Here is a 23835-nt window from a genome sequence, read left to right on the forward strand (position 1 = left end):
CGATGAGTAACGAGGACAGGATCAAGGGCTGGCGTTCGCGCCGTAAGGAAAGTAGCTACGCAGTAGGATCCGGCGTCGCGGCCTGGCGCCTGGATCCGGCGGCATTGTTTGAAGCAAGGGCCACGCCGGCCGTCCTGCTCAAGCCTCTGGTCGCGCGCCTGCAGGGCGAGCCGCACGATTCCGTGGCTGCCCGGCGGGCGGTGTACGAGGCGGTGCAGGCGGAACTGGACGCGGAGATCGCGCGCAGCGACGTCGACGAGACGCTGGCGGATTTTTCGCGCCGGCGCCTGCGCGTCATCGTGCGGCTGCTGGAAATGGATATCCGCGATGGCGTCGAAGTGTTCGTGCCCGGCTACATGCCAGCCAAACTGGTGGCCGAAGACGAGCGCCTGGCCGCGGCGCACGCGCGGCGCGTGGAGCGCCGCAAACAGGACGAGGCGCGCGAAGCGCGCCGCCACGCCTCGCGCAATGACATTGCGCTGGAGGTCGAAGTACCGCAGGACGAGGCTGGCGATCTCGCGATATTGCGAGCCCGCTTGCAAGGCCTGCATGAGGGGCACGATCCGAGCCATTCCGTGAAGGTCCGGCCGGTCGGGCGCACGCTGCTGGCGATGTTCATCTACCAGCTGCGCGTGATGCATGGCGAGAGCCGGATCGCCCTGGTATGGGCGCTGGTGGGCCCGGTCGTGCTGCTGACGCTGATTTCGTCGCTGTACATCCTGATGGGCACGCACTACATCATGGGCATGGACGTGCAGACGTTCTCGCTGTTGGGCGCGACGACCTGGATCATGTTCCGGCAGATCGCTTTCAGGAGCAGCACGGCCTACGTGTCAGCCCGCGGTCTGCTGAACTTCCAGGGCGTCACGCCCTTGATGTGCGCGCTGGTGCAGGCGTTCATCTATGTGTCGGTGTATCTGGTGGTGTTCCTGGTGCTGATCAGCGCCGGTCATGCGCTGGAACTCGTGACCTTGCCGAAAAGCTGGTCCGGCTTCCTGCTTTTTGTCATGCTGATGGGATGCTTCGGGGCCGCGCTGGGCGTGCTGTTCGGATCGATCGCGACCTACTGGCATTTCTTTCTCAGGCTCGCGCCGATCATTGAACGCTTTCTGCAGATCTTCGCGGCGGTGTTCTTCGTGTCGGAGCAGTTGCCGGAGAACCTGCGGCCGTGGATGCTGTGGCTGCCATTGGCGCATGGCATGCAGCTGCTGCGTTCCGCGTACTTCGAGGCCTACACCTCGCATGATGCGAGTCTCGGGTACTTCCTGACCTCTTTGGTTTTCATGATGGTGCTTGCGTTGGCGGCGGAGCGTCTGGCCCGTCCCAATGTCCAGCCGATGTGAGGGAAGAAGATGATCCATCTCAATGGCGTCACTGACGAGCCCTATGCATTCGGCAGCAGGCAGGCGCTGCTTTCCAACGTGGATCTCGACATTCCGGTCGGGCGCTATGCGCTGCTGTCGCCCGCGCCGGAACTGCATCGCCAGATCGTCGATGTGCTGTGCGGCTTGCGGCCGCCGCGCCAGGGCTTCGTCAAGCACGATGGCAACGTGTCCTGGGCGATAGGCCGCCAGGGCTTCATCCGCGGCAAGGCCAACGGCCTGAGCATGATCGACTTCGTCAGCGAGATGTACGAGATCGACGCGGATGCCACGCACGAACTGGTCGCCGACCTGGTCAGCGATCCCAGAACCCTGGCCAAGCCCATGGAGCATTGGCCGCTCTACGCGCGGCAGGAGTTTTCCTTCGCGCTGGCGCTGGCGCCGGCGTTCGATGTCTACGTGATCGAAGGGGCCATCCCTTTCGAGCCTTGCCGTTTCACCCGCCTGTGGCTGGCTCTGTTCGAAGAGCGCCTGGTCGGCCGGACACTCATTCTTTCCAGTTACCGCCAGAATCAGTTGGCGGACTATTGCTTCAAGGGTTTGATTTATGAACGAAGCGCACTCAGCATCGAAGACGACCTCGACCAGTGCATCCGCAGGTTCCCCCCGCGACGATCAAGGAGCGAATCCGGCACAGGCGACGACGTCCTCGGAGGCGGCTTCGATGAGGGCGGAATCGGCCTCTGAAGGCCGGTCCGAAATCGAACGCCGCCGCGGCGAGCGGCAATCGGCGCTGCGCGAGCGGCGCCGCCACCGCTGGATCAACACGCTCATCGTGCTGGCGCCGGTCGCGTGCGCCCTGGTCTACCTGCTGCTCTTCGCCACGCCGCGCTACGAGGCGGAGTCGCGCTTCTTCGTGCAGTCGGCCTCGGGCCAGCAAGGCGGCGGAGGGGCCGCGGCCAGCCTGCTGACCACGGGCAACGCGGGCGGCATGCTGGGCGGCTTCGTGGATGGTTGGGCGGTCGCCGACTTCCTCAAGTCGCGCGACGCCATGCAGCAGCTGGACAAGAAGGTCGGCCTGCGCCAGTACCTGATCCGTGCGGGCCTGGATCCGGTGAATCACCTGGCCGAAGACTCCAGCGAGGACGATCTCTTCCGCGCCTACCGGGCTTCCGTCAAGGTCTCGTTCAATGCGCTGGAGCAGATCGACGTGCTGCGCGTGAGCGCATTTTCCTCGGAGGACGCCGCGCTGCTGTCCAGGGCGCTGATCGAGCTGGCCGAGAGCTTCGTCAGCTCGATGAACGAGAAAGGCGTCGCCGACAAGCTGAAAGTGAGCGAGGAAGCGGTCAAGCTCGCGGAGCAGAAGGCCCTGGCCGCCCGGGAAACGCTGACCGCATGGCGAACCACGCACGGCAACATCGATCCCACGGCCACGGTGACGATGCTGCTGAACCTCTCCAGCCAGCTCGAAGGCGAGCTCAACACTGCGCAGATCAATCTCGACAAGATCCGCGCGTTGGGCAACAAGGACCATTTCATGCTGCGGCCCGCCGAGATGCAGGTGACTTCCCTGAAGAAGCGGATCGCGGCCGTGCGTCAGCGCCTGAGTGGCGCGGGCAACACGGAAGCGAAACAGCTCAAGTCCTACGAGGCGCTGCGCAACGCCCAGGCTTTCGCGGACTCGAACCTGACCCTGGCGCAGCAGACCTACCAGCAGGCCATGACGGATACGCTGCGGCTGCAGCGTTACCTGTCCATCATTGCGCAGCCGGTGCCCACGGACCGCCCGAGCAGTCCGCGCACGGGGATCCTGCTGCTGCAGGCGTTGGCGCTGGGTTTTGTGCTGATGTTCATCGCTCGCGTGGCGTGGGCGTTGTTGAGAGGATTGCGTCATGGTTGATACGGCAATTGCGGATCGTCCCGCTGGTACTGAGGCTGCGGCACGCTTGCGTGACGTGATCAGGCAGATTCACTCCTCGCCCGAGCCGCTGAACGACATGTCCATGCTGGAACCGGCGCTGCGCGAGGCTGCGGAGGGCTGGCGCGATGCCCGCCGCCTGCTGGTTTCGCCCTTGGTGCGGGAAGGCAAACTGGTTGCCGCGATCGCTGCGCTGGAGATCATGGTGGCGGTCTATCCTGCGCGCGCCGACGAGCGCCGCCTGCTCGCCAGCCTGTTCGGGCGCACGGAGCAATGGGACCGCGCCATCGCCGAGGCGGACGCCGCCGCAGGCATCGAGCCCGGCGCGGCGGCGCTGCATGCGGCGCGCATCCAGTTGCGCGTGCAGGCCGGCCGCGTGGCCGAGGCTGCCGAGGTCGCGCGCGCGACCAGGAACCTGGCGGAAAACGAGCCTGGCGAAGCCTACCCCTGGCTGATGGCCTTCGTGCGCAATGGCGATGCGGCCGAGGCGGCAGGCATGGCCGCCGCCTTGGACCCGCGAGAGCTGCCCAACGAGCGCGTGGCGACGATGGCCGTGCGCGCCCTGCTGGATGACGGCAGGGTGGCGGCCGCCATCGCCTTCGGCGACGCGGCCCTGGGCGCGGGCCACGACTGCGCGGTCCTGCGTTCGTCCCTGGGTCTGGCGCATCTGCGGCGCGGCACCGAAGACGACCGCAAGGTACATGCGCTGGCGCACTTCGAGGCCGGTCTGAGCGCGGCGCCTGCGGATGTCAGGCTGTTGACGCTGCATGGCGAGACCCTGCTGCGCGCCGGGCGCTACAAGGAAGCCCTGACGCCGTTGAAGCAGGCCATCGACCTGGCGCCGGATCTGGAGCAGACGCGGGCCTTCTATGCGCGCGCGCTGCGCTACACGCTGCAGTATGACGCGGCGGCCGACCAGATGATGCATTTGCTGGAGAAGTCGCCCGAAAAGCAGCTCTGGCAGCGTGCGGCCATCAGCGCGCTGTCGCAGGCGGGCCGCAAGCAGGAGGCCGAGACGCTCTTCGGGCAGTACGTGGCGCAACGCGGCCAGCGGCTGCCGGCGACCTTCCAGGAGGCCATGACGCAGCTGGAGGAACGGCTGCACACCGCACCGATCCCGCAGGCGCGCCTGGACTGGGCCTGGTCGATGCGCGGCGACACCAGTATCGATCGCGCGCAATGGGAGCGCCGCGCGCGCTGGGGCCATCTGGTGGACCACCTGCTGTTCGACTGGCTCGAATGCCGCGAGGAAAGCGTCGAAGAGGCCATGCAGGTGCTGGGAGAGCTGGATACCGGCGAGCGCTTCTTTGCGCCGCTGCTGGCGGGCGGCAAGGGCGTGGTGGTCGCCACCGCGCACGTCGGCCCCATGTATGCCGGGTTGATGGCGCTGGAACTGGTGGGCATCCCGTCGCGCTGGCTGGCGACCGCGCCCAGCATCGCGCAGAGCAGCTACTCCGCGGCGCTGATCTCCACCGCCGACCAGACCGAGGCGCAGGTCGCCAAGGCCTGCATGCGCGCGTTGACGTCGGGCTACGTGCTCTGCCTGGCGATAGACGGCGCGGCCAATCCGGCGGCGCCTCGCACCACCTTCGAAGGGCAGGACGTGACTTACTCCGGCTTCGCGTCCCACCTGGCGCATCGCATGGGCGTGCCCTCGGTGTTCTACGCGCCGCGCTGGGAGAACGGCCGCGTCGCCTACACGCTGGAGATGCTGCCCGCGGCCAAGCCTGGCGAGGACGCCGAGGCGTATTCCCTGCGCTGGCAGCAGGCCTATTTCGAACGGCTCAGGGAGCATCTGGCCGGTCCTCCGGAAAACCTGCGCCTGAGCGGCGGCATCTGGCGCCACGTCACGGCCGCGGACAAGTCCGCGCAGCAATAGGAGCGAGTGCCGATGAAGGCTGCAATCAAAACCGCGGGCTGGCTGCTTGCCCTGGCCATGTCGTACGGCGGGACGGCCACCGCCGCTGAAACGTGCAAAAGCCCGGACGAGCATTGTCCGTCCGTCGCGGCGCTACTGCAGCAGCGCGAGGGCTACGGCGCCCGGGCCACGGGCGGCCTGGGCGGCAAGTTCATCGACGTCACGTCCGATCAGGATTCGGGTCCCGGAACGCTGCGCGCCGCGTTGGCGCAGGCGAAGAAGGGACCGACCTGGATACGCTTCGCCTCCGACATGACCATCGTCCTGGATACGCAGCTGCGCGTGCCGTCGAACACGACGATAGACGGGCGCGGCAGGCGCGTCACCCTGATCGACGATGGCTTGGGCGTGTATGGCAGCAAGAACGTCATCCTCACGCACCTGACGATAGACGGACGCCTGTCGCGGCTTACGCAGGCCGTGAACGTGGCCAACAACAGCCGTGACGTGTGGGTCGATCACATGGATCTGTCGCGGATGTCGGACCGGCTGCTGAACGTGAAGAACGGGTCGACCGACGTCACGATCTCATGGACCAAGTTCCACAATTCGAACAAGGTCATGTTGCTCAACAACATTACGTCGAAGAACCTTTACGCCAACTACGACCGCGACTCGATTGCGCGCGTGACGCTGCACCACAACTACTTCCTCAACACCGTGCAGCGCAATCCGCGCGGGCAGTTCGGCACCTTCCACCTGTTCAACAATCTGCTGGAAGATTGGGATTTCTATGGCATGAGTTTCAGCCTGGAGGCCAAGGCCCTGGTCGAAGGCAATATCTTCAAGAACTCCGCGCAGCGCAAATGCGTGGAGCCGGAGTTCTTCCCCACGGTGGAAGGCATCAACGTGAACTATTGCCACTACATCCCGGTCGCCGCCAAGCGCAGCGCGCTGGAAAATGGCGAATCCGACCGCGGCGCCTATGAGACGCGGAAGGACGAACACGGTTATACGCGCGATTACAAGGCCTTCCTGCGGCTGAAGGACAATCTTTACCTGGGCGACGCGAAGCCGGTGTTGCAGGACTACCGGCGCGAGGCTGCGCCGACGCCGCCGTATTGCTATGGCTATGAAAAGCCCACGGCGGAGCTGGCGGAGAAGATCCGCAAGTTCGCGGGAAATACGGGCGGGGACACGCCGTTGCCGGTGTCCAGGATCGGGTCGGATTGCGGGGGGTCTCCAGGCCAGTAGTCTCGCGGTTCGCAGAAGCGGAGCCGGACCATGCGGATTGAAGCTAGGTGCTGTTCGCGAAATACAGCCTATGATTTGTTTTTAGAGAATACAAATCATAGGCTGTGAAAAGCCACAAACCACATTGTGTATTTCAGATTAACAGCCTAGACTTTGTATATCTGAAATACAGCTTGAGGTTTGTATTATGGATTTCACCGTACGCACCGCGACACAATTACCGGCCTTGCTCCAGGGGTTTCGCAAAGAGGCCGGCTTGACCCAGGCGGCCACGGCCTTGCGCCTTGGGGTCACACAACAGACTTTGTCCGCCCTGGAACGCAATGCCGACAAGGTCAGCGCAGACCGGCTGCTGCAGCTGTTGAGCATCCTGGGGGTCGAAATGGTCTTGCGCCAGCAAGGGGCGCAGCCGGGACCCGAAACAACATCCGAACCCAGCTGGTAAAGCCATGGGGCGACGTTCACATGCGCAGATCCTGGGCCTATGGATGAATGGCACCTATGTCGGAGAGTGGAGCAATCGACCCCACGCCGGCGAGGTCCTGCAGTACGACAAGGACTGGGTCGCCTCCGCGCCGGGCAGGCCATTGTCGCTGTCCCTGCCCTTCACGCCGGGCAATGGCCCGCATCGTGGCGACATGGTCCGCGCATACTTCGAAAACCTGCTGCCCGACAGCAAGGAAATCCGCGAACGGGTTGCGCGCCGGTTCCGGGCAGGATCGACCGACGCGTTCGCCCTGCTTGCCGAGATCGGCCGTGATTGCGCCGGCGCCTTGCAGATCCTGCCTGCGGGAACAGCGCCTGCAGACGTGACGTCGGTGCAAGCCTCGCCCTTGAACGATGCCCAGGTGGCGCAGCTGTTGCGCAGCGTGCCGGCGCCGGCGCTTCTCGGCGGCCAGACCATCGCCGAGGATGATTTCCGCATTTCCATCGCAGGTGCGCAAGAGAAGACCGCCTTGCTGCGGATGGACGGACAATGGTGCCTGCCCCAAGGCGCCACGCCGACGACTCACATCCTCAAGTTGCCATTGGGGCTGGTCGGCAATATGAAGTTCGACCTGAGCGAATCGGTGGAAAACGAATGGCTGTGCTCGGAGATCCTGGCTGCCTACGGCATGCCCGTGGCGCGCACGGAAGTACTGAGCTTCGAAGACATGAAGGTGCTCGCCGTTGAACGTTTCGACCGCCGCTGGCAGGACGGCGGAGACGGAGCCCGTGGTCTCATCCGCCTGCCGCAGGAAGACATGTGTCAGGCCACCGGCACCCCGCCGCACCTGAAGTACGAGGCGGATGGCGGACCCGGCATCGAGCGCATTATGAGTCTGCTCGAAACCTCGCGCCACGCAGAGCATGACCGGCGGACATTTTTCCAGGCTCAGGTCCTGTTCTGGATGCTATGCGCAACGGACGGCCACGCGAAGAACTTCAGCCTGTTCTTGCGGCCTGGCGGGGCATATGAACTTACCCCGCTATACGACGTGCTGTCCGCTTATCCGATCCTGGGCGAAGGGCCAGGCAAACTGTCGCCTGTCCGCGCGAAGATGGCGATGGCCGTGCGCTCGAAGAACCCACACTGGCGCATGCGCGACATCCAGCGCCGCCACTGGCTGACGGTGGGCGCGCGACATGGCGTCGTGACGCCGGACGGCCAGGGAGTCCAGTTCGTCGTGGACGATCTGATCGCGCGCACGCCAGAGGCTGTGCGCATGGTCCGCGCCAGATTGCCGCCAGGATTTCCGCAGGCGGTAGCGGACGGCATACTGGGCGGCTTGCAGGCGGCGGCGGACAGGCTCGCCGCGTAGCTTTGGCGCGTGCGTAGCAGCTACTGCAATTCATCGTTCGTTGAGTACATACCGCCCCGGCGTCTCCCCCGTCATCTGCCGGAAGTACGCGATAAACGCGCTGTCGCTGGCAAAGCCCAGATCGAACGCCACCGCGGTCACGCTCTGGCCCGCAGCCAGCAGATCCACGGCGCGCAGCAGGCGCCAGAGCTGTCGCCAGGCCTGATAGCTCATGCCGGTTTCGCGTTGGAAGATCCGGGTGATGGTGCGCGCGCTCGCGCCGACGCGTTGCGATAGCGCATCCAGTTCGGGCGGCAGTTCCTCCAGGTTCAGGCCGGCCAGGCGGCGATCCGTGGGCACGGGCAGCAGCATGGGCTCCTGTCTTGCCGCGCGCAATTCGTCCATGCACACGGCCAGCAGGTTGCACGGCGCGCCCTGGGACCAGTCGGCGTCAAAGGGTTCCAGGCTGATGCGCTCGAACACCTCGCGCAATAGCGGAGTCATCGAAAGTATGGCCGCGGCGGCCGCGGGCGCCGCGATACGCGCGGTGTCCAGATAGATCGAGCGGTACTCGACTTCGCCGCGGATCATGACGCGGTGCTCGGTTCCAGGCGGTATCCATGCCGCGCGGATCGGAGGCAGTACCGCGATCAACCCTGGCATTGCGAGGCGGATGGAGCCCGCGTGAGCAAAGAGCAGTTGGCCCCGGCCATGGCTATGCAGGCCGGAATCGTGCCGTATCAGGCGCGATGCGATGCCCGTCACCGGCTGGGCCATGGTGTCGGGGTTGAACGCGTCGGTGGGTGCGAGCCTGGCCATTTGTCCGAGTTCCGATGCTTTTTGTCTTCCTGGCTACAACGGCGAAGGCGACGGCCGGCTAAAAAACGGACTCTCCGTTTACCGATACCGCCATGTCCCGCCGTCCGCCTCTTCTGCTCGTCATTCCGCTGCTGAGTTTTCCGCAGATCGTCGAGACGATGTACAGCCCCGCCTTGCCGTTGATCGCAACAGCCTATCGGGCCACGCCAGAGGAAGCTGCGCAGACGCTCTCGCTCTGGTTCGTGGCCTTTGCCTTCGGCGTGGTGGTCTGGGGTCGTCTATGTGATTCCCGGGGCCGCCGGCCGGCGCTGCTGGCAGGGCTGGCGCTATATGCGCTGGGCGCGAGCTGGGCCATGGCGGCGGGCGATTTCACGCAGTTCCTCGCAGCCAGATTGATCTGCGCCTTCGGTGCGGCCGCGGGCTCAATCGTAACGCAGACGGCGCTGCGGGATAGCTATCAGGGTCCGACGCTGGCCCGGGTCTTCTCCATTCTGGGAATGGCGTTGGCCGCGAGCCCTGCGGTCGGCATGTATGCCGGGCAGGAGATCGCGGCGGCCGGCGGGCTCCAGGGCGTCTTTCTCGCGCTGGTTCTGCTCGCCGTCGCGCTGCTCGGGGCCAGCGCGTTGCTGTGGCCGGAAACCCGGCCGGAGTCACATGCGGCGGCGCCCTTCTGGCCGACACTGCGCGCCATGCTGCAAGACCGGGCGATCTGGCGCAGCGCGGCGCTGATCGCCATTTTCAACCTGGCGATTTTCGGCTATTACCAGCTGGGTCCATTCCTTTTCGCCCGCTTGCAGGATGCGTGCTTGGGGTTCGGCGAAAGCGGGTTGGCGCTGGCCGCGGCGTCGCTGTGCGGCGCGTTCCTGAACACGGCGCTGCTGCGGCGGGGGTATGCGTCCGAATGCCTCGTCCTGCTGGGTATCGGTCTGATGGCGCTAGGCGCGGCGCTGGTTGCCGCGCTTGTCGGGAGTTCGGCGTTTCTCATCGGCATGGCCGTGATTGCAGCGGCCTACGCGATCGCGATACCCAACATCCTGGCCCATGCCTTGCGCGCCTATGCCTGCGCCGCGGGGACGGCTGGCGCGATCCTGAGCCTGATCTACTACAACCTGCTGGGGGCCGCGTTGGTTCTTGCGGGGCTGGGGCAAAGGCTGGACCTATTGTTGGGCTGCTGTGCCCTGTTGGCGGCCGCCGTGCACGTGAAATGGCGCCCCGGCGCTTGAGGCGGGGCTCATGCGCCTCATGTCGATTGGGTGCTCTCACGGCGCAGGATCGAAACACGCAGGCCGGCGGGAAAGTCGGCAGCCGCGCCGCGCATGTCATAGCGCACCATCAGACCATGATTGTGTGCGATGCGGCGCGCGATCGATACGCCCAGGCCGCTGCCGGATTCTTCATTGCCGGCGGCGCGCACGAACCGGTCGCCCAGCCGTGGCAGGACCTCGGGCGCGATGCCCGCGCCAGCATCATCGATGAGGATGGCGCGGGCGCCAAGCGTCAGACGCACGCGTGTATGCCGCGGGCCATAGCGCACGGCGTTATCCAGCAGATTCTTCAGCATGATGGCCAGCGCATTGTTGCTGCCGGCCGTCGGAAGCGCGTTTTCCTTTCCGTCCGGCCATTCGATATCGATCTCGATGTCGCGCCGGTTTGCGATCCAGAGGCAGTCACCGACCGCCTGCTCGGCCACCAGGCTCCAGTTGACGGCGTCGTCAAAACCCGAGGGGCCGTTGCTGTCGAGCCGCGCCAGCGTCAACAACTGAGCTACCAGCCGGTCCAGGCGGTCCAGCCCCGCACCCACGCTGCGTTGGGCATCCGCTCGCAGCGTTGCGTCCTGCGCGCGCTGCGCCACTTCCCACTGCGCGCGCAAGGCGGCGAGCGGCGTGCGCAACTCATGGGCGGCGTCCGCGGTCAGGCGGCGTTCCTGTTCGATAAGACTGGCGACTCGTGCCAGCAAGTCATTCATGGCTTGCACGAGAATCTTGAGTTCCGCCGGCGCGGCAGCCTCGGACAGCGGCGTGCCGTCATCGGGACGGCGATTCTCCAAGGCCTGGGACAGCATGCGCACGGGCCGCAGAGCGCGGCGCACGGAAAGAATGAGCATGGCGATGAGTACAGGTAGTCCGATCAGCCAGGGAGCGATCTGGCTTGCGATGTAGGCGACCATGAGATCTTCGCGCTCACCGATGCGCTGGCCCACCGCGACGCGCGTTGTCTTGTCGTCGCTGGCGAGGTAATAAATCCGCCATGGCACGCCGTTGACCGTACTGTCGACAAAGCCCTCCTGGGACTGGTCGCGCGGGAATTGGAGCGCTTCGGCATCCAGTACAAGCGGCGCGCCTGCGTCGCGCCATATCGCCACGGACAGGTCTTTGCCGCTGGCGTCTCCAGAGTTCGGCGGGTGGGGGGCTTGAAGCGGGCCGGGAATGCTGGCGCGGGGGGGAAGCAGGGCCGCGACCGCAAGCGTCTGCTCAGCCAGACGCAGCATGTCGGTGTCGTAGAGCTCGTTGATTTCGTGTGCGGCGCGCCAGTAGGTGCCTGCAATGGTCAGCAGCCATGCCAGGGGAGCGGCCAGCAGCACGGCAATGATCAGCCTGCGCTGCAGCGTCATGCCTCGGTCTCCACCTGGCCCAGCGCGTAGCCAGCGCCTCTCAGTGTGCGGATCAGCTTGGGATGGATCTTCTTGCGCAGATGATGCACATGAACCTCGAGGGCATTGCTTTCCAGGTCGGAGTCCCAGTCGTAGAGCTTGTCGCGGATGAAATCGCGCGTCAGCACCCGGCTGGGATGCGTCAGGAATAGCTCCAGTAGCTGTGCTTCGCGTACGGTCAGATCCACCGCCAGTCCCTTCCACCGCGCTTCATGCGAGGCCGGCTGATACTCCAGGTCCCCATGGCGCCATACGGGTTCGGGCTTGCCCGCCAGCCGGCGCGTGACGGCGCGCAGACGGGCGGCCAGTTCATCCAGCGTGATGGGTTTGATCAGGTAGTCGTCCGCGCCAGCGTCGAGTCCGCCTATCCGGCTTTCGACGGCGTCGCGCGCGGTCAGTATGACCACGGGGACGTCGATTCCGGCTTGGCGCCAACGTGTCAGCAACGTCACCCCGTCTTCGGATGGCAGACCAAGATCCAGCACCACCGCATCGTAGTGCACGGCGCGCAGGGCATGGTCGCCCTCTTGACCGCTGACGAACCAATCCACCGCGTACCCCAGCAGCCGCAGGCCGTTCTTGAGGCCATCGCCTATCAGCGGGTCATCTTCGACGATAAGAATTCGCATTCAAGAACTCCTACTAATGGCTTGGATGAGATTACCACCGAGGCGCGGTTAATTTGGAGTTAAGGTTCGGCCCGTACGCTGCGGCCATCGTTAAAGCAAGCGCTTCAAATGGACCGACCAGAAATCATGACGCCGCAGCGCAAGGCCTCGCCACAGTCGACCGATTGGCCTTACACGGCTCCGCTCGCGCGGCCCCGCCCGGCATTGTTCGTGCATCCCTACGACGACCCGCAGCGCGGCTGTGTCGAATCCTATATCTACCTGCGCTACCGGCAGCGTTTTGGCGCTCGCCTGAAGCACTGGATGCCGACCCTGGTCAGCCTGCAGGCCGAAGGCCAGATCCTCGCCGCGGCAGGATTTCGCGGCGCGGCTGAAACCCTGTATCTGGAGCGCTATCTTTCGGCGCCGGTGGAGCAGTACCTGCGTCAGCGCGACTTGTCCGTGGCCCGTCGCCACATCGTCGAGACGGGCCAGTTCGCCGCCGTCCGGCCGGGCGCGGGACGGCTGCTGGTGCCCCATCTGGCACTGCATCTGCACCAGCAGGGCTTCGAATGGGCGGTCAGCACCCTGACCTCCGAACTGCACCACCTGTTCTCGCGCATGGGCCTGGCTCATCAGCCCCTGGCCGCCGCCACGCCCGCGCGGCTGGATCCTGGCGAACGGCGCGACTGGGGCAACTACTACGAACATGATCCTCAGGTATTTGCCGGGCGCCTGAGCCTTATTCTGAATCGATTCGGCGAGTCTCAATCATGACCGGTCAGGAGTTTCTTGCGTCGTTGACGCGCGGCGACCGTCGCTTGCAACCTGCCTTGCGTTCATCGGTGGCATTGACCTATGCAGAACTGTCGGAGCGGGTGCGGGTTTGCGCGGACGCGCTCTCTGCATATGGCCCGCGGGTAGTCGCGACGCTGTTGGACAACGGCGCGGATTGGATCGTTGCCGATCTGGCGTGCCTGGCGATGGGCGCCGTGCACTTGCCATTGCCGTTGTTCTTCACGCCGGAGCAGCGGCAGGCCGCGATGAGCGCGGCCGGCGCCAGCCTGCTGCTGACGCCGGCCAGCCGGCATGCGCAAGCAAGCTCCGACATGGATGTGTCCGAAGTCACCCAGCTCGGCGGCCTGGCGGTCAGGCTGCTGCCTTTTCCGGCGATTCCCTTGCCGGCTGGCACATCCAAGATCACGTTCACGTCTGGCTCCACCGGGCAGCCCAAGGGCGTATGTCTGGGCAGCGCCCAGATGCTGGATGTCGCGCATGGCCTGGCCGACGCCACGCGCGGGATCGGCATCGGCAGCCATCTCACTGCCTTGCCTTTGCCCGTGTTGCTGGAGAACATCGCCGGCGTCTACGCGCCCCTGCTGGAAGGCGCGTGTATCCACGTATCGCGGTTGGCGGAGGTCGGGCTGCAGGGATCCTCCCAATTCGATCCCGGGCGATTTCACGCGGCGCTGACTGCGTCCGAGGCCAATAGCGTGATCGTGCTGCCGCAGATGCTGCGCGCCTACGCCGCCTGGCTGGCAGCAACCCGGACGCCTGCGCCACCGCAACTGCGCCTGATGGCTGTGGGCGGCGCCGCGGTGGGTGCGCCATTGTTGGAGCAGGCGCGCAGGCTTGGTCTTCCCGCCTACGAAGGATATGGCCTGTCTGAAGCCGCTTCCGTGCAGACGCTGAACTTGCCGGGCGCGGATTTGCCGGGCTCGGCGGGCCGGCCATTGCCGCATGCGCGAGTCCGCATCGCCGAAGACGGCGAGATCGAGATCGCCGGGACGCCGTTTCTTGGCTATCTCGGCGTTCCGGCGACGGCCGGCGATTGGTGGCCGACTGGCGATCTTGGTCGCCTGGATCCAGCAGGGTATCTGCATGTAGAAGGCCGCAAAAAGAACGTTCTCATCACGGGCTTCGGCCGCAACGTTTCGCCGGAGTGGGTCGAGATCGAACTGGGCAATCAGCCCGAGATCCGCCACGCAGTCGTGTACGGCGATGGCGAAGCCGAGCTGGGCGCCGTGATCTGGCCCCAGGGCATGGCTTCGGCGGCGGCCATCGACGCGGCCATAGCGCGGGCCAACCAGCGGCTGCCCGACTACGCCCGCATTGGCCGCTGGCTTCAGGCGCGCGCCGAGTTCTCGGTGGACGGGGGCATGGCTACCGCCAACGGACGGCCCCGCCGAAGCGCGATTCTTCAACAGCATCCGGACCTGTTCCAAAGCGTCCGGCCCTTTTCTCCGGTGTAAACCAAAATGCCATTTTTCGATTCTCTCGTGGACGCAACGCGGGGCAGCCGGGAAGCGCTGGTCCAGGCGCCCATCATCCAGGACTGTCTGCGCGGCGAGGTCGCGCTGCCTTCATACATCCGCTTCCTGGCCGAGGCCTATCACCATGTGCGGCACACGGTGCCCTTGATGCACGCGTGCCGCACCCGCATGCCAGGCCGCCTGGCATGGATGGACGCGGCGCTGGAGGAATACATCGAGGAGGAAACCGGCCATGACGAATGGATACTGAACGACCTGCGCGCGGCGGGTGCGGACGCCGAGGCGATCAAGTGCGCGGGCCCCGGCCCGGATACGGAAATCATGGTGGCCTACGCCTACGACACCATCATGCGGAACAACCCGGTGGGCTTCTTCGGCATGGTCCACGTATTGGAGGGAACGAGCGTCGCGCTGGCTCTGAACGCTGCGGACCGGATCCAGCAGGCGTTGGGCCTGCCCGGAACGGCCTTCAGCTATCTGCGCTCGCATGGCACGCTTGATCAGGAGCACACCGCACATTTCGCCGAATTGATGAATCGGCTGGAGCATCCCGACGATCAGGCGGCCGTCATCCATGCGGCGCATATGTTCTACCGCCTGTACGGTGCGATCTTCCGCGGATTGCCGCGAGCCGCGGCCGGGAGCGTGCCGGCATGAAGATCAATCAGGCCTCGGTCGTGCTTACGGGAGCTGCCGGCGGGTTGGGCAGCGCCATCGCACGCATGTTGCGCGCCGAAGGAGCGCGCGTGTTGCTGGTCGGACGGCGCGCCGGTCCCACGCTGGAACTGGCCAAGTCATTGAGCCTGGACGCGCATGACCGCAGCGCGGTAGACGCCCTCGTGGTGGATATCACCACGCAGGAAGGACGGGCGGCGATTGCGGACGCCGCCGCGGCGCGTCGCGCCAACGTGCTCATCAACAACGCGGCGGTCGCGGGGTTTGGCGCGGCGGGCGCGATGGACCCTGAGCAGACCCAGCAGATCTTCGATACAAACGCCATCGCGCCCATGCTGTTGACCGCCAGCCTGCTGCCCGTGCTGCTTGGCCAGCCACGCGCTCAGGTCTTGAACATAGGCTCCGTGCTGGGCAGCCTGGGCGTTCCCGGCTTTGCGGCGTACGGCGCGTCCAAGGCAGCTCTGCGTGTCTATACGGAATCCCTGAGACGCGAACTCGCGGACTCTCCCGTGCGTGTCCAGTATTACGCCCCGCGCGCCATCGATACACCCTTCAATGCGGCTGACGTCATCGCCTTCAACCAGGCGACCGGATCGCCGACGGACAGCCCGGAGGCGGTCGCCCGTGCCGTGCTGCGCATGCTGGAAGCGGAGACGGCCCAGCGTTACGCCGGCCTGTTCGAAGCCCTGGCGGTCCGGCTCAACGCACTCTTTCCGCGCCTGCTCGATGGCGCATTCACCAAGCATCGGCGCGCCTTGAGGCCGCCGCCGCCGCAATCAGGAGTCTCATCATGATCCGCAGAGCTTTCCTGCGTTACGCTTCATCGGCCATGCTTGCCATGAGCGCATATTCCTTTCTTCCCGCAGCCCAAGCGGAGCCGGCCGACATGGACAACGCCATCGGCGCCTTGCAAAAGGAGTGGGCGGAGATTCAGTATCAGATGCCGGAAGCGAAGCGGGAGACCGGCTTCGAAGCCCTGGCGCAGAAGGCGCATGCCGTGACCGCGAAGTACAACAACCGCGCCGAGCCTCACATCTGGGAAGGCATCATCCTGAGTTCCTGGGCTGGGGCCAAGGGCGGGCTGGGCGCGCTTGGCATCGCGAAGCAGGCCAAGGCCGAATACGAGACTGCGATCCAGATCGACAGCAACGCGTTAAGCGGGTCCGCGCTCAACAGCCTCGGTGTGCTGTACTACAAGGTTCCTGGCTGGCCGGTCGGCTTCGGGGACAACAAGAAGGCCGAGGCGTTGTTGCAGCAGGCGCTTGCGATCAATCCGGATGGCATAGATCCCAACTATTTCTATGCGGATTATCTGGTTTACCGGAACCGCAATGCGGAGGCGGCCCCATATCTGGAGAAGGCGTTGCGTGCGCCCGCGCGCCCTGGGCGCGAGCTCGCCGATCGGGGGCGCAGGCAAGAGGCCGAGGCCCTGCTCAAGAAAGTTCGTGGCTGAGGCGGGGTTCCAGCTCCGGAGGCGGGTAATCAGTGCGCGGGGCGGGCGCTGGCCATGATCAAGTCAGATGCACCGACGACGCGATCCCCTGGTCCGCCATCTTCGAATACGGGCAGATCGATTCCGTCTCGTGGACCAGCGCCAAGGCGAGGTCCTTCGGCAGTCCGGGCAAGGAAATCTCCAGCCTGGCCTTGATGCAGAACAGGCCGTCAAACGCTTCGCGCGCGAAAGTGGTGGTGCAGTGAATGGCGAAATCCGCCGGCAGCGGGACACCGTTCTTCATGGCGACCAGCTTCATGGCGCCATGAAAGCAAGCGGCAAAGCCGGCCGCGAATAATTGCTCGGGATTGGTGCCGCCGCCGTTGCCGCCAAGCTCCTTGGGCAACCTGAGTTCGAGTTCCAGTTCGCCGTCGTTGGAGATCGCGCGGCCCGACGATCTGCCGTGTCCGGAGACGCCGCCAGTCACGGACACGGTGGTCGTGTACAGGGGCAGGTCCTCTGTGCCGACATAGGGTTCCAGGAGCGAAACAGAGGGCGCGGACGGGGCTTTCATGGGGGACTCCTCAAGTGCGGATATGCGGTTTGCTGTTTTTTCCGCGGCAACTATAAAGTTGTCCCCTATGGGCGAAAAGACAGAATTTCTGTTCTGACCGGCATCTTTTCTTGTACCGTCAGCGCCGGCTTCCTAGGCGCTCTTCTTGATATTGGCAAGCCGGTGCAACTCGTCCACGTCAAGGATAGCCAGCCCGCCATAGTAGGTTTCCAGCACGCCCGCGCGAGCTAGCCTCGCAAGCGCTGCATTGCAGCGTTGCCGCGAAATGCCGCACAGGCCGGCGATTTCTTCCTGGGAAACCTTCAGGCGTCCGTTGGTGCCGGAATGCCTCTCCGCATTGAACTGCGCGGCGACGGCGCGCGCCACCGTGGTGTCGACGTCGAGCAGCACGTTGGACGTGAAGCTGCTCATCAGCCAGTCCACGCGTTGCGCGAGATGCATCATCAGCGCCTTGGTGAACTCGATGTTGTTGTTCCAGAGACGTTCACAGGTCTCGCGCGGCAGAATCACGATCTGGCTGGGCCGCAGCGCGACCACCTCGTACTCGAACCGCTCGCGGCGGATCATGGTGGCTTCGCCGAACCAGCTGCCGGTGCTGAAGCCGGCCAGAGACAGGGACTTGCCGTCCGCGCCCGGCGAGGACCATTTCACCAGCCCCTGCACCACGCCGTACCATCCCGGCGAGCGGCTGCCCGCGCGGAACAGGAACTGGCCCGCGGCCAGCGTCACGACGCGCAATTCCGCGCGGATCAGGTCGCGTTCGAGTTCCGGCAAGCCCTTGTACCAAGGGACGACGTCGAGCATCTTGTCCACCGCCCCTTGCGTGCGCCGCCGCCGCGCGCTCAGGGGTTCGTCGCCGGCGTCGGCAAGCCGTTCGCCCATGTGTGCCTCCTTCGTAGCCGTTGTGGTGCCGCTCAGGTAAACCCTAGGGTGCTTTGTCACCATGATGACTGTCCGCGGTCTGGGGCCGGCACCAGAATAGCCGAGGTCCCAGACGCCAAAACCCACAAGAGGAGACAAGCATGTTGCCCATGCAAGGCATGATGTCCCGCAGCGCCCTGGCCTGCGGCCTGGCCGTGACGCTGCTGCACGCCCCTGCGGCCCAGGCGCAGATTTCAGACGATGTTATTCGAATCGGCTTCATCACCGACATGTCGGGCGTGTACTCGGGGCCGGACGGCCCGGGCGGCGCCGAGGCCATCAAGATGGCGATCCAGGAGATGGGTGGCGAGATCAACGGCAAGAAGATCGAACTGCTGACGGCCGACCATCAGAACAAGGCGGACATCGCCTCGGCCAAGGCACGGGAATGGTTCGACCAGATGGGCCTGGACATGCTGATCGGCGGCACCAATTCCAGCACGGCATTGGCCATGTCCAAGGTTGCGGCCGACAAGAAGCGGCCCATCATCGTGGTGGGCGCGGGCGCCCCGGCGCTGACCAACGAACAATGCACGCCCTACACGCTGAACTACGCCTACGATACCGTGGCGCAGGCGCGCGGAACGGGCGCGGCCGTGGTCAAGGCGGGCGGCAAGAGCTGGTACTTCCTGACGGCCGATTATGCCTTTGGCCACGCGCTGCAGGCCGACACGACCAAGGTGGTCCAGGCCGGCGGCGGCACGGTGGTCGGATCGGTCAAGCATCCGCTATCGGCCAGCGACTTTTCTTCGTTCCTGCTGCAGGCGCAAAGCAGCAAGGCGGAGATCCTGGCCCTGGCGAACGCCGGCGCGGACGCCACCAACTCGATCAAGGCCGCCAATGAGTTCGGCATCACCAAGACCATGCGCCTGGCCGGCCTGATCATGTTCATCAACGACATCCACGCCATGGGGCTGCCCGCCTCGCAAGGCATGTATCTGACGGACAGCTGGTACTGGAACGCATCGGACGAGACCCGCGCCTGGGCCCGCGCCTTCTTTGAAAAGCGCAAGGCCATGCCCTCCTCGCTGCAGGCGGCCGATTACTCCGCGGCGCTGCAATACCTGCGCGCGGTCAAGGCCACGGGTACGGATGACGCCGACCGCGTGCTGGCCTATCTGCGCGAGAACAAGCTGAACGACGTCTACATCAAGAACGGCGTAGTGCGGCCGGACGGCCGCGTCGTGCACGACATGTACTTGCTGCAGGTCAAGACGCCGGAACAGTCCAAGGAACCCTGGGACTACTTCAACGTCGTGCAGACCATCGACGGCAACCAGGCCTTCACCACCAAGGAAGAGAGCCGCTGCGCGCTCTGGAAGTGAACCTCATGAGCAAACGCAAAGTCATCGTGACCATCGCCCCGACCGGGGGCATGGCATTCAAGAGCCAGAATCCGCACCTGCCCACGCAGCCGCTGGAGATCGCGGAGGACGTGTACCGCTGCTATAACGCGGGCGCCAGCGTGGTGGCGCTGCATGCGCGCCGTCCCGACGACCAGGCGACTTGCGACGCTTCGGTGTACCGGCAGATGAACCGGCTCATCCGCGACCGCTGCGACATCGTGCTGAACAATTCGACCGGCGGCGGCGTGCATGGCGACATGGTCAAGGAAACCTCTCCGGGAACGTGGGAGATCCTGTGGGAAGAACGGCTCAAGGGCATGGACGCCGGCGCCGAGATGTGCACGCTGGACGCCACGACCTTGAACCTGGCGTTCGGCGACCGCGAATACCTGATGAACACGCCGCTCACCAAGGCCCGCGAACTGGCCGCCGGCATGCAGGCGCGCGGCATCAAGCCCGAATGGGAGGTCTTCAGCCCCACGCACATCCTGCAGGATGCCACGACGCTGATCGAAGAGGGACTGGACGAAGGGCCGCATTTCATCAACCTGGTCATGAACGTGCATCGCAACTTCCAGAACGCCATGCCATTTTCGGTGCGGCATTTGCAGATGATGGTGGACCTGCTGCCCAGGAACAGCATCTTCTGCGTCAGCGGCATCGGCCCCGCGCAGCTGGAGGCCAACATGGCCGCCCTGCTGCTGGGCGGCCATGCGCGGGTCGGCCTGGAGGACAACCTGTACTACCGCCACGGCGAACTGGCCACCAACGTCCAGCTGACCGAGCGCATCGTGCGCATCATCCGTGAAATGGACATGGAGCCCGCAACGCCCGCGGAGGCGCGCGAGATCCTGGGACTGCCGCTCAAAAGCGGCATCCGTCCCGAGTTTGCGCTCTGAACAGGAACCGCCATGAGCAATTCACTGCAAGGAAAACGCGTCCTCGTCACCGCGGGCGCGCAAGGAATAGGCCTGGCGATCGCGCGCAGGTTTCTGGAGGCGGGCGCCGAGGTGCACGTCTGCGACGTGGACGAAGCGGCGTGCAAGGCCGCTGCCGCCGCGCATCCGCGCCTGGGCGTCAGCGTGACGGACGTATCCAGCGAGGCGCAAGTCCAGGCCATGTTCGGCGAACTGGCGAAGAAATGGGGCAAGCTCGACGCGCTGGTCAACAATGCCGGCGTGGCCGGCCCGACCAACCGGCTGGAGGAAACCACGCTGGACGCCTGGCAGCGCACGCTGGATGTCAATCTGACGGGAACCTTCCTGTGCGCACGCAGCGCCGTGCCGTTGCTGCGCGCGGCAGGCGGCGGGTCCATCGTCAACATCTCGTCCGTCGCGGGCAGGCTGGGCTTTTCGCTGCGCACGCCCTATAGCGCCAGCAAGTTCGGCCTGGCCGGCCTGACGCAGACCTGGGCCATGGAGCTGGGGCCTTCGAACATCCGCGTCAATTCCGTGCTGCCGGGCGTGGTGTCGGGCGACCGCGTTGAACGGGTCATTGCCGCCCGCGCCGCGGCTGCTGGCGTGAGCAACGACGCGATGCGCGAGCAGCTTGTGGACAAGGTGTCGTTGCGCCGCATGACCAGCCCGCAGGACGTGGCCAATCAGGTGGCCTACCTGTGTTCGGACGAAGGCGCCATCATCAGCGGCCAGAGCATTTCCGTTTGCGGCAACGTGGAGTACCTGGGCTGAGTTGCCGATGCCGGTGCTCCACGCGCCGCGACGGTTCCAAAAAACCTGAGCATCAGTTCGACCCAGGCGAATTGTTCGGCGCATCTGGAAGTTCTAGACTGGATTCGTACATGCACTGTGTACCGATGGCCGTCGCATAGCGGCTTTGCAGCGACGGCGGGAGGTCCTGATGAATCAGGTCGAGACCTTTGCCACCATGCCGATGTGGGCGGGGTTCGTAGCCTTTGTGCTGGTCGTGCTGGCGCTGGATCTGTATGTGCTGGGCGGCCGGCATGCGCACCGCGTGCGGCCCCGTGAAGCCTTGTTCTGGGTGGGCGTCTGGATGGCGCTGGCGGCGTTGTTCGGCGCTCTGATGTGGTGGTATCTGGATGCCACCCTGGGGCGCGACATTGCGCACCGCAAGACACTGGAGTTCTACACCGGCTACCTGATCGAACTGTCCCTGTCCGTGGACAACATGTTCGTGTTCTCGCTCATCTTCGGCTACTTTGCGGTGCCGCTGGAATTGCAGCGCCGGGTGCTGCTGTACGGCGTGCTGGGTGCCATCGTGATGCGAGTCGGCATGATCCTGGCGGGCGTCTGGCTGCTGTCGAAGTTCGACTGGCTGTTCTATGTGTTCGGCGTGCTGCTGGTGGCGACCGGCGCCAGGATGCTGGCCCGGGCGGACCATCAGCCGGACATTGCCCGCAATCCGCTGGTGCGCCTGATGCGCTCGTCCATGCGCATCACCAAGGACTATCACGGCGAGTCGTTCTTCGTGCGCATCGGCGGCCTGCGGCATGCCACGCCCATGTTCGTCGTGCTGTTGATGATAGAGGCGAGCGACGTGGTGTTCGCGGTGGACAGCATTCCCGCCATCTTCGCCGTCACCACCGACCCGTTCCTGGTCTTCACCTCCAATATCTTCGCCATCATGGGCCTGCGGGCGCTGTACTTCCTGCTGGCCGACATGCGCGAGCGTTTCCGCTACCTCAAGCACGGACTTGCCGCGGTGCTCATCATCATCGGCGGCAAGATGCTGGCCGCGCCATGGTTCCATGTGCCGGTGCAGTGGTCGCTAGGGGCGGTAGGCCTTATCCTGCTGGCATCCGTGGGCGCCAGCCTGATCCTGCCCAGACGGGCCGCGGCCAGGGCCGCGCGCCATAAGGGATGAAGTCCACGAACCGGAGATCTGTCATGAACACGATCATTCTTGCCACCGATGGGTCCAGCCATAGCGATGCCGCGGCGCGCTACCTGGTTGAGGGCCCTTTGCTGAACCGGGACTTCACGGTGCACGTATTGCATTGCGAGCCGGACGTGACGGGCGATGTCAAAGCCTTCATCGGCCAGGCCGACATCGACGCCTGGCACCACGAAGAGAGCGACAAGGCAATGAAGTCCGTGGTCGAAATCCTGCGCGCGGGCCAGGTTGGTTTCGAGTGCCACGAGCTTACCGGCCACACGCCGGACAAGATCGTGGCGCATGCGATCAAGGTGGGCGCCACGGTCATCGTGATGGGGTCGCACCATCGGGCGCCGTTCCTGGACGCATTGCTGGGGTCGGTGTGCTCGCGGGTCATCGCCCACGCGCCTTGTCCGGTGCTGCTGGTCTGAACGTCCGCGTTGACGCGCTAGCAGGTGAGTTTGAGCTGATAGCTGCCATCGGCGCCGCGGGCCAGGCGAACCCGGTCGAAGCGATAGTTGCGCCCCTTGAACGCATAGGTCGCGTCGGTCTCGTCGTCGTCGCGGCCCTGCCAGACTATTTTCCGGTCCAGCGATTCGGCGTAGTAGTAGAAGATGGTATTGGTGGATTCGATCAATCCCAGGTCGCCGCGCAGGCCGGTGGAGCTGTTGGCTTCCACGTTCCACCAGCCTTCGGTGCGCCATTCGCCTCCGTCGGGTAGATAGTGCACCGCGAATCTCAAGTCGCGGCCGCAGGCGTTCTCGATCTGGAGGGATGCGGGCTTGGCCGGCGCAGGCTTCTTGCTGTCCGGCTTGGCGGCCTGGAGCTGGTCTTGCCGTTCATTCCAGCCCATGCCGTAATAGGCTAGCAGGCCGCCGATTGCCAATACGGCCGAGACGCCGATGACCACCTGCCGCACGGTCTTCTGCCGCATGTGTTCCGTGTACCGCTGCTCCAGAATCCGCGTCTCGTGCTGTTGCAGCAGTTGATCGCGGTGTTTTTTCCTGGCCGAGGTCGTCACCGCGGATGCCCCGGCCAGCAGCAGGAGCAGGGTGAGGTAGCGGTATTTCATCAGCAGGCTGGCCAGCGATGGAACGAGGTTGGCGGCCAAGCCCAACGCCATGGCGCAACCGATGAAGGCCAGCGGCCATATCCAGAAATTGCGTCCCTTGGCGATTTCGGTGGCGTAATAGTCGCGCAGGGTATCGGTGGATCCGGAATCCGGCGGGGCTTTCCCATTCGTCCCGCTGCCGTTGCCGCCGGGCGCGCCAGCGGCGCGTTGCTCGGCAATCCACGCGTCATGCTCTTGACGCCGTTTCGGATCGGAAAGCACCGCGTAGGCCTCGTTCAGGCGCGCCATGACGCGCTTTGCTTCCTCGGGCTTGTCAGGATTCTTGTCCGGGTGCCACTTTTGCGAGAGATAACGGTATGCGCCGCGGATGACTTCATCGCTGGCGTTTTCCGAAACTTGGAGCGTGTCGTAATGGGTATGTAAGCCAGCCATTGCCTTGGGTCCGCGTTCCGAAGCCGGGCGCTCAGCTTCCTGCACGG

The 23835-nt window shown here is 65.0% G+C and carries 24 protein-coding genes; 18 read left to right on the forward strand and 6 right to left on the reverse strand.

The features are described from left to right. Positions 1 to 2: 2 nt before the first annotated feature. From NGK62_RS12715 to NGK62_RS12745, 7 genes are all read left to right on the forward strand, one after another. On the forward strand, positions 3 to 1343 hold the full coding sequence (locus tag NGK62_RS12715) for an ABC transporter permease (protein WP_353506917.1): 1341 nt from the start codon (positions 3 to 5) through the stop codon (positions 1341 to 1343). A gap of 9 nt (positions 1344 to 1352) precedes the next feature. Continuing rightward, complete coding sequence (locus tag NGK62_RS12720; RefSeq protein ID WP_251878543.1) at positions 1353 to 2069, forward strand: P-loop NTPase family protein; 717 nt, start codon at positions 1353 to 1355, stop codon at positions 2067 to 2069. Further along, positions 2047 to 3222, forward strand: coding sequence for a KpsE/RkpR family capsule polysaccharide export protein (locus NGK62_RS12725; protein ID WP_118932276.1), 1176 nt, complete (start codon positions 2047 to 2049; stop codon positions 3220 to 3222). The genes NGK62_RS12720 and NGK62_RS12725 overlap by 23 nt, the downstream gene beginning before the upstream one ends. Continuing rightward, positions 3215 to 5119 carry a Vi polysaccharide transport protein VexE gene (locus NGK62_RS12730; protein WP_059376922.1) on the forward strand — a complete coding sequence of 635 codons (1905 nt, stop codon included), beginning with the start codon at positions 3215 to 3217 and terminating at the stop codon, positions 5117 to 5119. Before NGK62_RS12725 ends, NGK62_RS12730 begins: the two co-directional genes overlap by 8 nt. 12 nt (positions 5120 to 5131) lie before the next feature. After that, positions 5132 to 6352: a pectate lyase family protein gene (locus NGK62_RS12735; protein WP_251878545.1), complete on the forward strand. Its 1221-nt coding sequence runs from the start codon at positions 5132 to 5134 to the stop codon at positions 6350 to 6352. A 184-nt stretch (positions 6353 to 6536) separates the two neighbouring features. Continuing rightward, a complete protein-coding gene (locus NGK62_RS12740) occupies positions 6537 to 6797 on the forward strand; it encodes a helix-turn-helix domain-containing protein (protein ID WP_054455917.1) in 261 nt (86 codons plus the stop codon). A 4-nt stretch (positions 6798 to 6801) separates the two neighbouring features. Further along, the gene (locus NGK62_RS12745) at positions 6802 to 8154 is read left to right on the forward strand and encodes a type II toxin-antitoxin system HipA family toxin (RefSeq protein WP_251878547.1); all 1353 of its coding nucleotides are present in this window, start codon (positions 6802 to 6804) and stop codon (positions 8152 to 8154) included. 30 nt (positions 8155 to 8184) lie between these two features. Here NGK62_RS12745 and NGK62_RS12750 read toward each other — a convergent pair whose 3' ends face one another. Next, positions 8185 to 8952: an AraC family transcriptional regulator gene (locus NGK62_RS12750; protein WP_059376929.1), complete on the reverse strand. Its 768-nt coding sequence runs from the start codon at positions 8950 to 8952 to the stop codon at positions 8185 to 8187. 92 nt (positions 8953 to 9044) lie between these two features. Here NGK62_RS12750 and NGK62_RS12755 point away from each other — a divergent pair, with 92 nt between their 5' ends. Beyond that, entirely contained in the window at positions 9045 to 10175 is a 1131-nt protein-coding gene (locus tag NGK62_RS12755) for an MFS transporter (protein ID WP_251878549.1), read from the forward strand. Positions 10176 to 10192: 17 nt separating this feature from the next. Here NGK62_RS12755 and NGK62_RS12760 read toward each other — a convergent pair whose 3' ends face one another. Both NGK62_RS12760 and NGK62_RS12765 read right to left on the reverse strand, forming a co-directional pair. Then, positions 10193 to 11563: an ATP-binding protein gene (locus NGK62_RS12760; RefSeq protein ID WP_251878551.1), complete on the reverse strand. Its 1371-nt coding sequence runs from the start codon at positions 11561 to 11563 to the stop codon at positions 10193 to 10195. Further along, positions 11560 to 12231, reverse strand: a complete 672-nt coding sequence (locus NGK62_RS12765) for a response regulator (protein WP_059376936.1) — start codon at positions 12229 to 12231, stop codon at positions 11560 to 11562. Before NGK62_RS12765 ends, NGK62_RS12760 begins: the two co-directional genes overlap by 4 nt. Positions 12232 to 12339: 108 nt before the next feature. Between NGK62_RS12765 and NGK62_RS12770 the strand changes: the two genes are divergently transcribed. Genes NGK62_RS12770 through NGK62_RS12790 form a run of 5 tightly spaced genes read left to right on the forward strand, consistent with a single transcriptional unit; the run spans position 12340 to position 16611 of the window. Continuing rightward, positions 12340 to 12987: a thermostable hemolysin gene (locus tag NGK62_RS12770; protein WP_223283353.1), complete on the forward strand. Its 648-nt coding sequence runs from the start codon at positions 12340 to 12342 to the stop codon at positions 12985 to 12987. Continuing rightward, the gene (locus NGK62_RS12775; RefSeq protein ID WP_251878553.1) at positions 12984 to 14462 is read left to right on the forward strand and encodes an AMP-binding protein; all 1479 of its coding nucleotides are present in this window, start codon (positions 12984 to 12986) and stop codon (positions 14460 to 14462) included. Before NGK62_RS12770 ends, NGK62_RS12775 begins: the two co-directional genes overlap by 4 nt. A gap of 6 nt (positions 14463 to 14468) precedes the next feature. Further along, positions 14469 to 15140 carry an iron-containing redox enzyme family protein gene (locus NGK62_RS12780; protein ID WP_251878555.1) on the forward strand — a complete coding sequence of 224 codons (672 nt, stop codon included), beginning with the start codon at positions 14469 to 14471 and terminating at the stop codon, positions 15138 to 15140. Then, positions 15137 to 15952: an SDR family oxidoreductase gene (locus tag NGK62_RS12785; RefSeq protein ID WP_059376945.1), complete on the forward strand. Its 816-nt coding sequence runs from the start codon at positions 15137 to 15139 to the stop codon at positions 15950 to 15952. Before NGK62_RS12780 ends, NGK62_RS12785 begins: the two co-directional genes overlap by 4 nt. Then, positions 15949 to 16611 (forward strand): tetratricopeptide repeat protein, encoded by a 663-nt coding sequence (locus tag NGK62_RS12790; RefSeq protein ID WP_059376948.1) that lies wholly within the window; start codon positions 15949 to 15951, stop codon positions 16609 to 16611. The genes NGK62_RS12785 and NGK62_RS12790 overlap by 4 nt, the downstream gene beginning before the upstream one ends. Before the next feature lie 58 nt (positions 16612 to 16669). Here NGK62_RS12790 and NGK62_RS12795 read toward each other — a convergent pair whose 3' ends face one another. Together NGK62_RS12795 and NGK62_RS12800 are read right to left on the reverse strand one after the other, a co-directional pair. Then, positions 16670 to 17164 (reverse strand): Ohr family peroxiredoxin, encoded by a 495-nt coding sequence (locus NGK62_RS12795; RefSeq protein ID WP_059376950.1) that lies wholly within the window; start codon positions 17162 to 17164, stop codon positions 16670 to 16672. A 132-nt stretch (positions 17165 to 17296) separates the two neighbouring features. Continuing rightward, positions 17297 to 18046 carry a Crp/Fnr family transcriptional regulator gene (locus NGK62_RS12800; RefSeq protein ID WP_223283354.1) on the reverse strand — a complete coding sequence of 250 codons (750 nt, stop codon included), beginning with the start codon at positions 18044 to 18046 and terminating at the stop codon, positions 17297 to 17299. A gap of 140 nt (positions 18047 to 18186) precedes the next feature. Between NGK62_RS12800 and NGK62_RS12805 the strand changes: the two genes are divergently transcribed. From NGK62_RS12805 to NGK62_RS12825, 5 genes are all read left to right on the forward strand, one after another. Beyond that, positions 18187 to 19410: an ABC transporter substrate-binding protein gene (locus NGK62_RS12805; protein WP_373429040.1), complete on the forward strand. Its 1224-nt coding sequence runs from the start codon at positions 18187 to 18189 to the stop codon at positions 19408 to 19410. Between the two features lie 5 nt (positions 19411 to 19415). Further along, the gene (locus tag NGK62_RS12810; RefSeq protein WP_192330587.1) at positions 19416 to 20330 is read left to right on the forward strand and encodes a beta-keto acid cleavage family enzyme; all 915 of its coding nucleotides are present in this window, start codon (positions 19416 to 19418) and stop codon (positions 20328 to 20330) included. A 12-nt stretch (positions 20331 to 20342) separates the two neighbouring features. Then, entirely contained in the window at positions 20343 to 21119 is a 777-nt protein-coding gene (locus tag NGK62_RS12815) for an SDR family oxidoreductase (protein ID WP_251878557.1), read from the forward strand. Positions 21120 to 21288: 169 nt separating this feature from the next. Then, positions 21289 to 22272, forward strand: a complete 984-nt coding sequence (locus NGK62_RS12820; protein WP_251878559.1) for a TerC family protein — start codon at positions 21289 to 21291, stop codon at positions 22270 to 22272. Between the two features lie 23 nt (positions 22273 to 22295). Beyond that, positions 22296 to 22715 (forward strand): universal stress protein, encoded by a 420-nt coding sequence (locus NGK62_RS12825; protein WP_251878561.1) that lies wholly within the window; start codon positions 22296 to 22298, stop codon positions 22713 to 22715. Positions 22716 to 22732: 17 nt separating this feature from the next. On the opposite strand, the gene NGK62_RS12830 is transcribed toward NGK62_RS12825, so the two are convergent. Further along, positions 22733 to 23788, reverse strand: a complete 1056-nt coding sequence (locus tag NGK62_RS12830; protein ID WP_059376964.1) for a DnaJ domain-containing protein — start codon at positions 23786 to 23788, stop codon at positions 22733 to 22735. Between the last annotated feature and the right edge of the window lie 47 nt (positions 23789 to 23835).

This window comes from Achromobacter sp. Marseille-Q4954, from assembly GCF_943737025.1.
GTDB lineage: Bacteria > Pseudomonadota > Gammaproteobacteria > Burkholderiales > Burkholderiaceae_B > Achromobacter > Achromobacter bronchisepticus_A.

Coding starts and splice junctions, on each gene's coding strand:
- NGK62_RS12715 (WP_353506917.1), top strand. CDS start 3: ATGAGTAACGAGGACAGGATCAAGGGCTGGCGTTCGCGCCGTAAGGAA.
- NGK62_RS12720 (WP_251878543.1), top strand. CDS start 1,353: ATGATCCATCTCAATGGCGTCACTGACGAGCCCTATGCATTCGGCAGC.
- NGK62_RS12725 (WP_118932276.1), top strand. CDS start 2,047: ATGAGGGCGGAATCGGCCTCTGAAGGCCGGTCCGAAATCGAACGCCGC.
- NGK62_RS12730 (WP_059376922.1), top strand. CDS start 3,215: ATGGTTGATACGGCAATTGCGGATCGTCCCGCTGGTACTGAGGCTGCG.
- NGK62_RS12735 (WP_251878545.1), top strand. CDS start 5,132: ATGAAGGCTGCAATCAAAACCGCGGGCTGGCTGCTTGCCCTGGCCATG.
- NGK62_RS12745 (WP_251878547.1), top strand. CDS start 6,802: ATGGGGCGACGTTCACATGCGCAGATCCTGGGCCTATGGATGAATGGC.
- NGK62_RS12750 (WP_059376929.1), bottom strand. CDS start 8,952: ATGGCCAGGCTCGCACCCACCGACGCGTTCAACCCCGACACCATGGCC.
- NGK62_RS12755 (WP_251878549.1), top strand. CDS start 9,045: ATGTCCCGCCGTCCGCCTCTTCTGCTCGTCATTCCGCTGCTGAGTTTT.
- NGK62_RS12760 (WP_251878551.1), bottom strand. CDS start 11,563: ATGACGCTGCAGCGCAGGCTGATCATTGCCGTGCTGCTGGCCGCTCCC.
- NGK62_RS12765 (WP_059376936.1), bottom strand. CDS start 12,231: ATGCGAATTCTTATCGTCGAAGATGACCCGCTGATAGGCGATGGCCTC.
- NGK62_RS12770 (WP_223283353.1), top strand. CDS start 12,340: ATGGACCGACCAGAAATCATGACGCCGCAGCGCAAGGCCTCGCCACAG.
- NGK62_RS12775 (WP_251878553.1), top strand. CDS start 12,984: ATGACCGGTCAGGAGTTTCTTGCGTCGTTGACGCGCGGCGACCGTCGC.
- NGK62_RS12780 (WP_251878555.1), top strand. CDS start 14,469: ATGCCATTTTTCGATTCTCTCGTGGACGCAACGCGGGGCAGCCGGGAA.
- NGK62_RS12785 (WP_059376945.1), top strand. CDS start 15,137: ATGAAGATCAATCAGGCCTCGGTCGTGCTTACGGGAGCTGCCGGCGGG.
- NGK62_RS12790 (WP_059376948.1), top strand. CDS start 15,949: ATGATCCGCAGAGCTTTCCTGCGTTACGCTTCATCGGCCATGCTTGCC.
- NGK62_RS12795 (WP_059376950.1), bottom strand. CDS start 17,164: ATGAAAGCCCCGTCCGCGCCCTCTGTTTCGCTCCTGGAACCCTATGTC.
- NGK62_RS12800 (WP_223283354.1), bottom strand. CDS start 18,046: ATGGGCGAACGGCTTGCCGACGCCGGCGACGAACCCCTGAGCGCGCGG.
- NGK62_RS12805 (WP_373429040.1), top strand. CDS start 18,187: ATGTTGCCCATGCAAGGCATGATGTCCCGCAGCGCCCTGGCCTGCGGC.
- NGK62_RS12810 (WP_192330587.1), top strand. CDS start 19,416: ATGAGCAAACGCAAAGTCATCGTGACCATCGCCCCGACCGGGGGCATG.
- NGK62_RS12815 (WP_251878557.1), top strand. CDS start 20,343: ATGAGCAATTCACTGCAAGGAAAACGCGTCCTCGTCACCGCGGGCGCG.
- NGK62_RS12820 (WP_251878559.1), top strand. CDS start 21,289: ATGAATCAGGTCGAGACCTTTGCCACCATGCCGATGTGGGCGGGGTTC.
- NGK62_RS12825 (WP_251878561.1), top strand. CDS start 22,296: ATGAACACGATCATTCTTGCCACCGATGGGTCCAGCCATAGCGATGCC.
- NGK62_RS12830 (WP_059376964.1), bottom strand. CDS start 23,788: ATGGCTGGCTTACATACCCATTACGACACGCTCCAAGTTTCGGAAAAC.